This is a genomic window from Pseudomonas sp. (assembly GCF_035277045.1).
GTDB lineage: Bacteria > Pseudomonadota > Gammaproteobacteria > Pseudomonadales > Pseudomonadaceae > Aquipseudomonas.
This window is the reverse complement of the sequence record NZ_DATELE010000033.1, coordinates 16,782-30,327: the sequence shown is the minus strand read 5'-3', so window position 1 is coordinate 30,327 and position 13,546 is coordinate 16,782. Positions and strand designations below refer to the sequence as shown.

The window sequence follows — 13,546 nt, the reverse complement described above, 5'->3', positions numbered from 1 at the left end:
CGTCGATCCTGTATCCGATCGAGCCTCGCAGATCATGTCATTGCCACTCCTGCTTACCCAGCACATTGCCCGCCGCCCGCAGCGCATCGCCTTGTTGCAGCACATCGCCGAACAAGGCTCGATCACCCGCGCCGCCAAGGCGGCGGGTATCAGCTACAAGGGCGCCTGGGATGCCATCGACGAACTCAACAACCTGGCCGCCACGCCGTTGGTGGAGCGCAGCACCGGTGGCCGGGGCGGCGGCGGCGCGCGGCTGTCCGCCGAAGGACTGCGGGTGTTGCATCTTTACCAGCGGCTGCAAGCGTTGCAGGCGCAGGTACTGGAGGCGGCCATCGACGACAGTGACCTGGACCTGCTCGGGCGGTTGATGCTGCGCACCAGCGCGCGCAACCAGTTGCAGGGAGAGGTGACCGAGGTCGTGCATGAAGGGCGTCATGACCGCATCCGCCTGGCCTTGCCACACGGGCTGCGGGTCGAGGCGCTGATTACCCGCGACAGCACCGAGCGGCTGGAGCTGGCGGCGGGTGCGCGGGTGGTGGCGTTGCTCAAGGCGGGGTGGGTGCAGGTGCTCGGGCCTGGGGACATGGCGCTGGCTGGGTCCAATTGCCTGAATGCCAAGGTCGAGGAAGTACTTGCCGACGGAGATGGACCGAGCGAAGTGCGGCTGGGGCTGGAGAACGGGCAGACGTTGTGCGCGTTTGCCGACGGGGTTGGCGTGGGGGATGAAGTGCGGGCGCAGTTTCATCCGTCCTGTGTACTGATCGGGACGCCGGTGTAGCCTGAGTCGGCCTCTTCGCTGGCAAGCCAGCTCCCACAGGTACAGCGCCGCTCCTAGGTTCAGCTCCGTATCCGTGGGAGCTGGCTTGCCAGCGAAGAGGCCGGTACAGGCAACCGTAAAGCCGGGATTGGGATACCATGGCCCAACCCCCACGACCCAGGAACCACCATGTCCCACCCCTTCGACACCCTCACCCCCGACCTGGTCCTGGACGCCGTGGAGAGCCTGGGCCTGCTCAGCGATGCGCGAGTGCTGGCGCTCAACAGCTATGAGAACCGGGTGTACCAGATCGGCATCGAAGGGGAGCAGCCGCTGATCGCCAAGTTCTACCGCCCAGGACGCTGGACCGATGCCGCCATTCTTGAGGAACACAGCTTCACCGCGGAACTCGCCGACTGCGACGTGCCCGTCGTCGCGCCCATCGCGCACGAGGGCCGGACGCTGTTCGAGCATCAGGGCTTTCGCTTCACGCTCTTTCCTCGCCGTGGCGGCCGTGCCCCGGAGCCGGGCAACCTCGACCAGCTGTATCGCCTGGGACAGTTGCTCGGCCGCCTGCACGCCGTCGGTTCCACGCGCCCCTTCGAGCACCGTGAGGCGCTGGGCATCGACAACTTCGGCCACGCGTCGCTGGATACCCTGCTGGCCGGCAATTTCGTCCCTGCCAGCCTGCTGCCCGCCTTCGAGTCAGTCGCGCGCGACGTGCTCAAGCGGGTCGAGGACGCCTATGCGCGCACCCCGCACCAGAACATCCGCCTGCATGGCGACTGCCACCCGGGCAACATGATGTGCCGCGACGAGGCCTATCACCTGGTCGACCTCGACGACTGCCGCATGGGCCCGGCCGTGCAGGACCTGTGGATGATGCTCGCCGGCAGCCGCGAAGAGCGCCTGGGGCAGTTGGCGGAACTGATGGACGGCTACAACGAATTCCATGATTTCGACCCCCGCCAGCTGGCCTTGATCGAGCCCCTGCGCGCCCTGCGCCAACTGCACTACAGCGCCTGGCTGGCGCGGCGCTGGGACGATCCGGCGTTTCCACGCAGCTTCCCCTGGTTCGGCCAGGAGCGCTATTGGGGCGACCAGATCCTGGCCCTGCGCGAACAGATGGCCGCACTGGACGAGGCGCCGCTCAAATTGTTCTAGTCGCCCGGGCCGGTCTGTCTACAATACGCGCCGTTGTATCTAGCTAGCCAAGCAAGGAATCTGCATGCACGCCGCAAACCCGCGCCGCGGGTACATCCTGGGCCTGAGCGCCTACATCATCTGGGGTCTGTTTCCCCTTTACTTCAAGGTCCTGCAAAGCGTTCCGGCGGTCGAGATCATCGTCCACCGGGTGCTCTGGTCCGCACTGTTCGGCTCGATCGTACTGGCTTTCTGGAAACACCCAGGCTGGTGGCGCGAGCTGCGCGACAACCCGCGCCGCCTGGCGGTCCTGGCCCTGAGCGGCGCGCTGATCGCCGGCAACTGGCTGACCTACGTGTGGGCGGTCAACAACGGCCGCATGCTCGAAGCGAGCCTGGGCTACTACATCAACCCACTGGTCAATGTGCTGCTGGGCATGATGCTTCTGGGCGAGCGCCTGCGCCGCCTGCAATGGCTGGCAGTGGGCCTGGCGGCCGCGGGCGTGGCCCAGCAGGTGTGGCAGGTCGGCAGCTTGCCGTGGGTGTCGCTGGCGCTGGCCCTGAGCTTTGGTTTCTACGGACTGATTCGCAAGCAGGCGCCCGTCGCCGCGCTGCCCGGGCTGGTGGTGGAGACCTGGATGCTGGTGCCGCTGGCGGCGGGCTGGCTGCTGCTGCACCCTGAGGTCGGCAGCGCCCAGGCAGACTTCTATACCAGCAGCCAGGCCTTGTGGCTGATGGCCGCCGGCCCGGTGACGCTGGTGCCGTTGGTGTGCTTCAACGCCGCCGCCCGCCACCTCCCCTACACCACACTGGGGTTCCTGCAATACCTGGCGCCGACCCTGGTGCTGCTGCAGGCAACGTTGCTGTTCGGCGAGCATCTGTCGCCCAGCACCCTGGTCGCCTTCATGTTCATCTGGGCAGGCCTGGCGATCTACAGCGTCGACGCCTGGCTCAGCTTGCGCCGCCGAAGCTGATCAAAAAACGTACAAAGCCTTGCAGGCCACGGCAATCGTGGCCTGCAGCACGATCTCCCAAGGTTATCCACACCCTAGTCCCTGCCTAACCGGGGATAACTCCTACTCCTCCGGACGCAGTTTCAATTCCACCATCAGGTCATCGGCCAAGGCCTCGAGCCGCTGCCGCAGGTCATCCAGCGACAAGGTCAGCGGCAACGCCAGCAAGGCATCGGCATGAAACAACGGCTCGCTGCTCATCGGCGCCGGACGCACCTCGGTGGTAAAGCGCTCCAGGTTCACGCCCTGCTCGGCCAGCAGCCGGGTGATGTCGCGCACGATGCCCGGGCGGTCGTTGCCAACCAGCTCCATGGCAATCGGCTTCCAGGTACAGGACGGCTCGATGCCGCTCTCGGCGATCAGCACTCGAATGTCGTAGCGCAGCAGGCCTTGCAGGCTGACCACCAGTTCGTCGTACGACTCGGCCGGCACCGCGACGCGCAGGATCCCGGCGAATTGCCCGGCCATCCGCGACATGCGGCTCTCCAGCCAGTTGCCGTTGTGCTCGGCGATGCACTCGGCAATCCGCTCTACCTGGCCAGCCTTGTCAGGGGCAATCACGGTGAGTACAAGATGATCCACAGGCCGGTCCTCTCAATCAGGCTTTGTCGTGACGGTTGTCGAAGCGCTGTGAAAGTATAGGCACGGCGCGGCATCCTGCCGCAGGAGGGCTACTCGACAAATCGTGTACTGTTTTAAGATTTATCTGGAACAATTCACAGTTTTTTTGCGAACATACTTATTCCCAGCATGACGTCGAGCGGCCGACCGGTCGCAGCGCGACGCTTTTGGTCTGATATTCACAAGCGCGGGGCATCATGTAGTATGCCTCCAGCCGGACTACAAAAACGTCGTTTCGATCTCTTTACGATGAAGCGAAATAGCTGAGCAGAGTGAGGCAAGCAATGACTGAACACGTTCAAGTCGGTGGCCTTCAGGTCGCCAAGGTCCTGTACGACTTCGTCAACGACGAAGCCATTCCCGGAACCGGCATCGTCGCCGAGCAGTTCTGGGCTGGTGCGCAAAAGATCATCCACGACCTCGCTCCCAAGAACAAAGCCCTGCTGGCCAAGCGCGACGCCCTGCAAGCGCAGATCGACGCATGGCACCAGCAGCGCCAGGGCCAGGGCCAGGCCTTCGATGCTGCCGGCTACAAGCGCTTCCTCGGCGAAATCGGCTACCTGCTCCCAGCCGCCGACGATTTCCAGGTGACCACCCAGAACGTCGACGAAGAAATCGCCCGCATGGCCGGCCCACAGCTGGTGGTGCCGGTGATGAACGCCCGCTTCGCCCTCAACGCCTCGAATGCCCGCTGGGGTTCGCTCTACGATGCCCTGTACGGCACCGATGCCATCAGCGATGAAGGCGGTGCCGAAAAGGGCAAGGGCTATAACAAGCTGCGGGGGGACAAGGTCATCGCCTTCGCCCGCGCCTTCCTCGACGAGGCCGCCCCGCTTGAACACGGGTCCCACGTAGATGCCAGCGCCTATCGCATCGAAGGCGGCAAGTTGCTGGTCGAGCTCAAGGGTGGCAGCGCGGCCGGCCTGCGCGATGAAGCCCAGCTGATCGGTTTCCTGGGCGATGCAGGCGCGCCGACCGCCATCCTGCTCAAGCACAATGGCCTGCACTTCGAGATCCAGATCGATGCCAGCACCCCGGTTGGCAGCACCGATGCCGCTGGCGTCAAGGACATCCTGATGGAGTCGGCCCTGACCACCATCATGGACTGCGAAGACTCGGTCGCCGCGGTCGATGCCGATGACAAGACCGTGGTCTACCGCAACTGGCTGGGCCTGATGAAGGGCGACCTGTCCGAAAGCGTCAGCAAGGGTGGCACCACCTTCACCCGCACCATGAACCCGGATCGCGAATACACCACGCCTAACGGGAGCCAGGTGAGCCTGCACGGCCGTTCGCTGCTGTTCGTGCGCAACGTCGGCCACCTGATGACCATCGACGCCATCCTCGACCAGGACGGAAACGAAGTACCGGAAGGCATTCTTGACGCCCTGATGACCAGCCTGGCCGCGGTGCACAACCTCAACGGCAATAACAGCCGCAGCAACAGCCGCACCGGCTCGGTCTACATCGTCAAGCCAAAGATGCACGGCCCCGAAGAAGCGGCCTTCACCAACGAGCTGTTCGGCCGCGTCGAGGAAGTGCTCAAGCTGCCGCGCAACACGCTGAAGGTCGGCATCATGGACGAGGAGCGCCGCACCACGGTCAACCTCAAGGCGTGCATCAAGGCCGCCGCCGAGCGCGTGGTGTTCATCAACACCGGTTTCCTCGACCGTACCGGCGACGAGATCCACACCTCCATGGAAGCCGGCGCCGTGGTGCGCAAAGGCGTCATGAAGAACGAGAAGTGGATCGGCGCCTACGAGAACAACAACGTCGACGTTGGTCTCGCCACCGGCCTGCAAGGCCGTGCGCAGATCGGCAAAGGCATGTGGGCCATGCCTGACCTGATGGCGGCGATGCTCGAACAGAAGATCGCCCACCCGCTGGCGGGCGCCAATACCGCCTGGGTCCCCTCGCCGACCGCCGCGACCCTGCATGCCCTGCACTACCACAAGGTCGATGTGCAGGCGCGCCAGGCCGAACTGGCCAAGCGCTCCCCGGCATCGGTGGACGATATCCTGAGCATTCCGCTGGCGGCCAACCCCCATTGGTCGGATGAAGAGATCCGCAACGAGCTGGACAACAATGCCCAGGGCATTCTTGGCTACGTGGTGCGCTGGATCGACCAGGGCGTGGGTTGCTCGAAGGTGCCGGACATCAACGACGTGGGCCTGATGGAAGACCGCGCCACCCTGCGGATTTCCAGCCAGTTGCTGGCCAACTGGCTGCGCCATGGCGTGGTCAGCGAGGACCAGGTGCTGGAGAGCTTGAAGCGCATGGCCGCGGTGGTCGACCGGCAGAACGCCAACGACCCGCTGTACCGTCCACTGGCCCCTGACTTCGACAGCAACATCGCCTTCCAGGCGGCCGTGGAGCTGGTGGTGGAAGGAGCCCGGCAGCCGAACGGCTATACCGAGCCGGTCCTGCACCGTCGTCGCCGTGAGTTCAAGGCACGTAATAAAGGCTGATATCGCCAATGGCGCGTGCCGGGCCTTCCCAGCCCGGCATCGCCGGGCTCTGTGGGAGCGCGGGTGCGGCGCCTTACGCCAATCCCAGCTCCTTCTTCACCAGCCCCAGCAATTTCCCCAGATCCACAGGCTTGAGCAGAAAATCCACCACCCCCAGGTGCATCACGTTCACGGCCTCCTTCACATCGGTGTCCCCGGACACGACGATGATCGACAACGCCGCCCGCTCGGACTCGCGAATCTGCCGGATCAGCTCGATGCCGTCCTTGGGCACCATGCGCAGGTCAGTGATCATCACGCCGATGCGGGGCTCACGGCGCAGCAGGTTCAAGGCCGCCTGGGCGCCATCGGCGCCGATGCAGTCAAGTCCCTTGCTTTTGAGATAAAGGCACAGCGCTTCGCGGTTCACCGCGTTGTCATCCACTATCAGTACCTGCTGTGTCGATCCAGCAGGTGAATTCACCATGGCCAACGCCTCACGTTCAGCGTCAGTCAGTATGTCGTCGTGCTCACCCATGGCCATCCCAAAGAAAAAACCCCTTGAATCAAGTTCAGACCGCAAACCCGTACCTTGCAAACTGTTTTCGTCGGCTATTTGACACCCGCCCCCGCCCGGCCGCTACACCCCGCCCTCTAGACTTACGTCCAATGGGCACTGCGGCGCCGTCCACCGACCATTGGCGCTCTGGAACAACACTGTCCGCGTACACACGCCGACACAACTGCGGTCAGTTGCATGAACAAAATGGACGCCTACAACCGGGCTGGCAAGACAGCAGTCCTTCAGAACATTCAAGGCACGATGCAGTTCCTGCAACGCTTCGCGCCTTTCAACCAGATGCCGCACAACCACCTGGCATTTCTGGTCGAGCAGTGCCAGCTGCGCTTCTATGCCGCGGGCGAGAGCATCATCAGGCCCGCCGACGGTCCCGTCGAGCATTTCTATATCGTCAAGCAGGGCCGGGTGGTCGGCGAGCGCCAGCATGTGTCGCGCGCGGGAGTCGAAACCACCTTCGAAATCGCCACCGGGGAGTGTTTCCCGCTGGCGGCGCTGCTTGGCGAGCGGGCCACGCGCACCGAGCACGTGGCCGGCGAGGACAGCTTCTGCCTGCAACTGAACAAGACCGCGTTCATTCGCCTGTTCTCGCTGTGCGAGGTGTTTCGCGACTTTGCGTTGCGCGGCGTCAGCAGCCTGCTCGAGCAGGTCAACCAGCAGGTGCAGCGCCGCGCCGTCGAGACCTTGGGCAGCCAGTATTCGCTCAACACACGCCTGGGCGAACTGGCCATGCGTCATCCCGTGGTGTGCGATCCGCACACGCCCGTGCGCGAGGCGGTGCGGCGGATGCACGAGCAGCAGGTCGGCAGCATCGTGGTTGTCGATGCCCAGCGCTGCGCGGTGGGCATCTTCACCCTGCGCGATTTGCGCCAGCTGGTGGCCGATGCCAGCGCCGAGTTCACCGCCCCGATCAGCCTGTACATGACCCCCACGCCTTTTTGCCTGAGCCCCGACGCTACGGCATTCGATGCCGCGATAGCCATGACCGAGCGTCACATCGCCCACGTCTGCCTGGTGGAAAACCAGCGGCTATGCGGAGTGGTGTCCGAGCGCGACCTGTTTTCCCTGCAGCGGGTCGACCTGGTGCACCTGGCCCGCACCATTCGCCACGCACCACGGCTCGACGCCCTGGTGTCACTGCGCCGCGAGATCGGCCAGCTGGTCGAGCGCATGCTGGCCCATGGCGCATCCTCCACCCAGCTCACCCAGATCATCACCCTGCTCAACGACCACACGGTGTGCCGGGTGATCGAGCTGGCGCTGCAGGACAAGGGCGATCCGGGCATACCCTTCAGCTGGCTGTGCTTTGGCAGCGAAGGGCGCCGCGAGCAGACGCTGCACACCGATCAGGACAACGGCATTCTCTTCGAGGCCCGCGACGCCACCCACGCCGAAGTGATTCGCGCGCAGCTGCTGCCCCTTGCCCAGCACATCAACCAGAGCCTGGCTCAGTGCGGCTTCACCCTGTGCAAGGGCAACGTGATGGCCGGCAACCCCGAGCTGTGCCTGTCACGCGCCGAATGGGCACGGCGCTTTGGCGGGTTTGTCCGCGAGGCGTCGCCCGAGAATCTGCTGGCCTCGAGCATCTACTTCGACCTGCGCGTGGTCTGGGGCGATGAGCAAGCCTGCGAACAGCTACGCCGCGGCCTGCTCGAACAGGTGGCCGACAACCGCGTGTTCCAGCGCATGATGGCCGAAAACGCTTTGCGCCATCGCCCACCGGTGGGACGCCTGCGCGAGTTCGTGCTGTCGCGTCAGGGCAGCGACAAGGCCGCCACCCTTGACCTCAAGGTGCAAGGCCTTACGCCCTTTGTCGATGGGGCGCGGCTACTGGCGCTGGCCAATGGCATCGGCGCCAGCAACACCCTCGAGCGCGTGCGCCAGCTGGTTGACAAGGGCGTCATCGAGCCGCTCGACGGCGCCGCCTATGAAGAGGCCTATCATTTCATCCAGCAGACACGCATGCAGCAGCACCAGCGTCAGATCCGCCAGAACCAGCCCTGCTCCAATCGCCTGGACCCGGACACCCTCAACCAGCTCGACCGGCGTATCCTGCGCGAGTCGCTGCGCCAGGCCCAGCGCCTGCAAGCCAGCCTGGCCCTGCGGTACCAGCTATGAACCTGCTTGCCTGGCTGCGGCCCGCCGCCCCTGTACTCAATGAGGCCTTGCGCCAGCGCCTGGCCCAGCTGCCGCCCCCACAGCCCCTCGGCGTGCAAACCCTGCGCGAACAGCGTTGGGTGGTGCTGGACCTGGAAACCAGCGGCCTGAACCTCAATCGCGACCAGGTCCTGTCGATGGGCGCCGTGGCCATCGAGGACGGCGCGATCGACTTTGCCCAGCAGTTCGAGCGCACCCTCTACCGCCCCACCCAGAAGACCAACCCCAGCGTGCTGATCCATGGACTGGGGCCCAGCGCCCTGGCCGCCGGCTGCGATCCGGCCGAAGCCTTGCTCGACCTGCTCGATTTCATCGGCGACAGCCCGCTGCTGGCATTCCATGCCGCTTTCGATCAGCACATGCTGGGCCGCGCCATGAAGGACAGCCTCGGCTATTGCCTGCAACATTCGTTTCTTGATGTTGCGCAACTGGCGCCGATGCTCAACCCCGACGTGGTACTGCGCGAGGCCGGGCTGGACGACTGGATCGCCCGCTTCGGCCTGCAGGTGCCCGCCCGCCACCATGCCAGCGCAGATGCCCAGGTCACCGCCGAGCTGGCGCTGATCCTGTTCAGCCAGGCGCGCCGCCAGCAGCTGGACAGCCCGCTGCAGCTCGACCAGCGCCTGCGGCAGTGGCGCCGGCGCCGGCCACACGGCCACGGGCTGTGATGGCAATCCGATAAGCGTCGATTGCAGCCGATGGTCTGTCTCTGTAACAATCGCGAATAATTATCGTTAGTTAACGTATTGTTTCCGGGGGACGTCGTGTCGTCTGTGCAGAGTCCACACGCCGAGCTGGTCGGCGCGCTGTACCGCGACCATCGCAGCTGGCTGCTGGCCTGGCTGCGGCGTAACACTGCCTGCCACCAGCGCGCCGAAGACTTGAGCCAGGACACCTTCGTGCGCCTGCTCGGCCGCGATCAGCTCAGCGCTCCGCGTGAACCTCGCGCCTTTCTTGTCGCCGTTGCCCGCGGCCTGTTGTTCGACCACTTCCGCCGCGCCGCGCTGGAGCAGGCCTACCTCGCCGAACTGGCCCTGCTGCCAAGTGGCGATCAGCCCTGCCCCGAGCTCCAGCACCTGGTCCTCGAGGACCTCAAGGCCATCGACCGCCGCCTGGGCAAGCTGTCGAGCAAGGCCCGCGCCGCGTTCCTGCATTACCGCCTCGACGGCATGGCCCAGGCCGAGATCGCCGAGCGCCTCGGCGTGTCGGTGTCCCGCGTTCGCCAATACCTGGCCCAAGGCATGCGCCAGTGCTACATCGCCCTGTATGGTGAGCCAACATGAGCTTTGCGCCGGTGTCGGCCCAGGCGCTGGATGCCGCGATCGCCTGGAAGCTGTGCCTTGAGGAGGGCAGCAGCTCGGCCGAGGAGCGCAAACGCTTCATGCGCTGGCACGCCGCCAGCGAAGAACATGCCCGGGCGTGGCTACAGCTGGGCATGCTCGACCAGCGTGTCAGCGCCGCCGCCGGTCCCGCGCGCAAGACGCTGCTGCAATCGCGCGCAACCCTTCGCCAGCGCGCCCGCACGCTGGGCGGCGGCCTGGCCAGCGTGCTGCTGGTCGGCGCGATGCTGGCCTGGATCGGCGCCCCGTCGCTGTCGCCTGATTACTGGCTCGCCGACCAACGCACCGCGACGGGCGAGGTACGCAGCCTGCGCCTTGAAGACGGCACGCTGCTCAGCCTCAATACCCATTCGGCGGTGGACCTGCGGTTCGATGCCGAGCAGCGGCTGATTGTCCTGCACCAGGGAGAGATCTCGGTCGAGACCGGGCACGCCGATGCGCGTCCGCTGGTGGTGCGCACCGAGGATGGCAACCTGCGCCCCCTGGGCACGCGTTTTCTGGTCAAGCGTGAAGACCGTGGCACACGCCTGGAAGTGCTGCAGTCCGCCGTCGCCGCGCAGCCGCGCAACAGTGGCGACGAGCGGGTGCTGCGTGAAGGCCAGCAGGTGCTGATGAACGCCGACAGCCTCGGCCTCATTGCCCCGGTGCCGGCCGGCGCAGACGCCTGGACCCAAGGCATGCTGGTGGTCGACAACGCACGCCTGGCCGACCTGGTCGCCACGCTGGCGCGGTACCGAAGCGGGCACCTGAGCGTTGCCGACGAGGTTGCCGACCTGCGCGTGACTGGCAGCTTCCCTCTGACCGACACGGACCTGGCGCTGGCCTCGTTGCTGCCGGTGTTGCCAGTGAAGGTCGAGCGGCATACGCCTTGGTGGGTGACACTTGTGCCGTCCGGCTCGAATGGGCCCTAAAGCTGCAGTACCAGGCCCGGGCTGTTAAAAAAAGGTAAGCCCCCCCCCTGTCACTTTCTCAATCTCGTCCGGCAAGGAAGCAGTTCGCACTTATCCGTCCAGGAGCTGCTGCATGTCCCGTGCTGTTGAAACCTTTCTGCGTCCCAGCCTGATGGCACTGGCCATCACCCTGGCCGTCCCTCTGATGAGCCCCGTCGCGCAGGCTGCCGAGCTGTCGGCGATGCGCGATTACAACCTGCCTGGCGGTGCCCCGCTGGCCACCACCCTGAACCAGATCGCCAGTCAGGCCGGCATCGCCCTGGCGCTGGACCCGAGCCTGGTCAGTGGCCGCACCTCGGCGCCAGTCAGTGGCCCGCATGACGCCCTTGGCGCGCTGCAGGCCGCCTTGCGCGGCACCGGCCTGCAATTGCAGCAGAGCAGCGTTGGCAGTTACAGCCTGGTCGCGGCCGCCGAAGGCACCCTGGCACTGCCGGAAACCAGCATCGATGCCAGCAGCAGCATCGAGAGCGCCTGGGGCGCGGCCGATGGGTATGTGGCAACGCGCACGGCGGCGGGCACCAAGACGGATACCGCCATCGCCGAGCTGCCTCGCTCGGTCACGGTCATCACCCGCCAGCAAATGGAGGACCGTCCCGTCCTCAACCTCAATGACGCGTTGCGCTACACCGCAGGCGTGCAGAGCAGCGGCTATGGGTCGGACTCGCGCAGCGACTGGTTGCTGGTGCGCGGCTTCGTGCCGACACAGTTCCTCGATGGCCTGCCCCTGCCCAAGGGCAACTACGCCACACCGAAGATCGAACCCTGGAACCTGGAACGCATCGCCGTGTTGCGCGGCCCCGCCTCCTCCGTCTACGGCCAGACCCCGCCGGGCGGCATGCTGGACATGACCACGCGCCGCCCGCAGGACGAAAGCAGCCACGAAGTGGAACTGCAGGCCGGCAGCAACGAACACAAGCAGATCAACTTCGACAGCACCGGCAAGGTCGACGACCAGGGCCAGTTCCTCTACCGCGTCAGCGGTACCGTGCGCGACAGCAACTCGCCCATCGATCATGTTCCGGACAAGCGCTACAACATCGCCCCCAGCCTGACCTGGAACATCAATGACGACACCAGGCTGACCTTCATTTCGCAGTACACCCGCGATGATACCGGCATCACCGGACAGTTCCTGCCGCTGCAAGGCACCAAGCTGAGCAGCCCGGCCGGCAAGATCTCGCATCACAAGAACCTCGGAGACCCGGACTGGGAGTCCTATGACCGCACCTACTACGCGCTGGGTTATGCCTTCGAGACTCGTCTGAACGATACCTGGCAGTTCCGCCAGAACCTGCGTTACACCCGCAACGAACTCGACTTCAAGGGCATTACCGCAGGAGGTTCGATCTGGCCTGCCGGCCCGGACGAGGCCGTCAGCGCCGACGGCACCGTCCAGCGCACAGCGGGCATCGTCGAGGAGGACATCGGCCAGTTCGCCGTGGACAACAACTTCCAGGCCGACCTCGAGACTGGCGCCATCCGTCACACGCTGCTGCTGGGCCTCGATCACCAGCGCTCCACCAGCGACGCGCGCTGGCGCTGGGGGTCGGCTGGCGTGCCGGCCAGCAACATCCGCAATCCGGTCTACGGCCAGGATTTCTCCAACGTCAGCTACTTCGACATGTATGACTACACACAGAAGACCCAGCAGACCGGTCTTTACCTCCAGGACCAGATGGCCCTGGACAACTGGCGCCTGACTCTGGGTGGACGGGAGGACTGGGTCCATACCGGGACCACCTTCCACAACCAGGGCGATGCGACGAACACCCAGCGCGACAAGAAATTCAGCGGCAACGCTGCGCTGAGCTATGTCTTCGACAACGGCCTGACGCCTTACATTTCCTACGCCGAGTCGTTCCAGGCGGCCTCAGGTTCGGTCGTCAACAGTACCCAGGCCTTCAAGCCAACCGAAGGCAAGCAATACGAGCTCGGCATCAAATACCAGCCACCTGGCAGCACCACCTTGCTGACGGCGGCGGTCTTCGACCTGACCCAGGAAAACCTGTCGGTGACCGAGGCGAATGTCACCCGCCAGGTCGGCGAAGTCCGTGTGCGCGGCCTGGAGCTGGAAGCCGTCTCCGACGTCAACGAGAACCTGAAACTGGTGGGTTCCTATACCTACAACGACAGCGAGATCACCAAAGGCACCAGCGCCGAGGAAGGCAAGCGCATGGCCCAGGTTCCACGCAACCAGGCCACGGCATGGGCCGACTACACATGGCGCAGCGGCGTGCTGGACGGCTTTGGCATGGGTGTCGGGGTGCGTTACGTCGGTGATACCTATGGCAACACCACCAACACCGACTGGGGACATGTGGGCTCGTACACGGTCTACGACGCCTCGGTGCACTACGACCTCGGCCGCCTGAACAACACGCTCGAGGGCGTGACCATTGCCGTGGATGCGAAAAATGTCTTCAACAAGGATTACCTGTCGACGTGTGATGGCTACTACTGCTACTACGGCGACGAACGCAACGTGGTGGCGAGCGTGAACTACAAGTTCTGATGTGAATCGGGGCAGCGCCGCCGGCCCCTG

The 13,546-nt window shown here is 65.0% G+C and carries 11 protein-coding genes; 9 read left to right on the top strand and 2 right to left on the bottom strand.

Features of this window, described 5'->3' with window-relative positions; translation table 11 throughout:
* Positions 1 to 34: 34 nt before the first annotated feature.
* The 3 genes from VJS90_RS01560 to rarD all read left to right on the top strand — a co-directional run bounded on the left by VJS90_RS01560 (position 35) and on the right by rarD (position 2,873).
* Positions 35 to 778, top strand: a complete 744-nt coding sequence (locus tag VJS90_RS01560; protein ID WP_324118396.1) for a TOBE domain-containing protein — start codon at positions 35 to 37, stop codon at positions 776 to 778.
* 168 nt (positions 779 to 946) lie between these two features.
* Positions 947 to 1,921, top strand: coding sequence for a serine/threonine protein kinase (locus VJS90_RS01555; RefSeq protein ID WP_324118394.1), 975 nt, complete (start codon positions 947 to 949; stop codon positions 1,919 to 1,921).
* Positions 1,922 to 1,985: 64 nt separating this feature from the next.
* Positions 1,986 to 2,873, top strand: a complete 888-nt coding sequence (gene rarD, locus VJS90_RS01550; protein ID WP_324118392.1) for an EamA family transporter RarD — start codon at positions 1,986 to 1,988, stop codon at positions 2,871 to 2,873.
* Between the two features lie 102 nt (positions 2,874 to 2,975).
* Here rarD and VJS90_RS01545 read toward each other — a convergent pair whose 3' ends face one another.
* The gene (locus tag VJS90_RS01545; RefSeq protein WP_324118390.1) at positions 2,976 to 3,494 is read right to left on the bottom strand and encodes a glycine cleavage system protein R; all 519 of its coding nucleotides are present in this window, start codon (positions 3,492 to 3,494) and stop codon (positions 2,976 to 2,978) included.
* Positions 3,495 to 3,817: 323 nt separating this feature from the next.
* Between VJS90_RS01545 and VJS90_RS01540 the strand changes: the two genes are divergently transcribed.
* Positions 3,818 to 6,001: a malate synthase G gene (locus VJS90_RS01540; RefSeq protein WP_324118388.1), complete on the top strand. Its 2,184-nt coding sequence runs from the start codon at positions 3,818 to 3,820 to the stop codon at positions 5,999 to 6,001.
* Positions 6,002 to 6,074: 73 nt separating this feature from the next.
* Here the strand turns inward: VJS90_RS01540 and VJS90_RS01535 are convergent, their stop codons facing one another.
* Positions 6,075 to 6,518: a response regulator gene (locus VJS90_RS01535; protein ID WP_324118386.1), complete on the bottom strand. Its 444-nt coding sequence runs from the start codon at positions 6,516 to 6,518 to the stop codon at positions 6,075 to 6,077.
* Between the two features lie 219 nt (positions 6,519 to 6,737).
* On the opposite strand from VJS90_RS01535, the gene VJS90_RS01530 reads away from it, so the two are divergent.
* From VJS90_RS01530 to VJS90_RS01510, 5 genes are all read left to right on the top strand, one after another.
* Positions 6,738 to 8,675 (top strand): putative nucleotidyltransferase substrate binding domain-containing protein, encoded by a 1,938-nt coding sequence (locus VJS90_RS01530; protein ID WP_324118384.1) that lies wholly within the window; start codon positions 6,738 to 6,740, stop codon positions 8,673 to 8,675.
* Positions 8,672 to 9,382, top strand: a complete 711-nt coding sequence (locus VJS90_RS01525) for a 3'-5' exonuclease (protein WP_324118382.1) — start codon at positions 8,672 to 8,674, stop codon at positions 9,380 to 9,382. The genes VJS90_RS01530 and VJS90_RS01525 overlap by 4 nt, the downstream gene beginning before the upstream one ends.
* Positions 9,383 to 9,478: 96 nt before the next feature.
* Positions 9,479 to 9,997, top strand: coding sequence for an RNA polymerase sigma factor (locus VJS90_RS01520; protein ID WP_324118380.1), 519 nt, complete (start codon positions 9,479 to 9,481; stop codon positions 9,995 to 9,997).
* Complete coding sequence (locus tag VJS90_RS01515) at positions 9,994 to 10,965, top strand: FecR domain-containing protein (protein ID WP_324118378.1); 972 nt, start codon at positions 9,994 to 9,996, stop codon at positions 10,963 to 10,965. The genes VJS90_RS01520 and VJS90_RS01515 overlap by 4 nt, the downstream gene beginning before the upstream one ends.
* Before the next feature lie 112 nt (positions 10,966 to 11,077).
* Complete coding sequence (locus VJS90_RS01510) at positions 11,078 to 13,516, top strand: TonB-dependent siderophore receptor (protein ID WP_324118375.1); 2,439 nt, start codon at positions 11,078 to 11,080, stop codon at positions 13,514 to 13,516.
* Positions 13,517 to 13,546 lie beyond the last annotated feature (30 nt).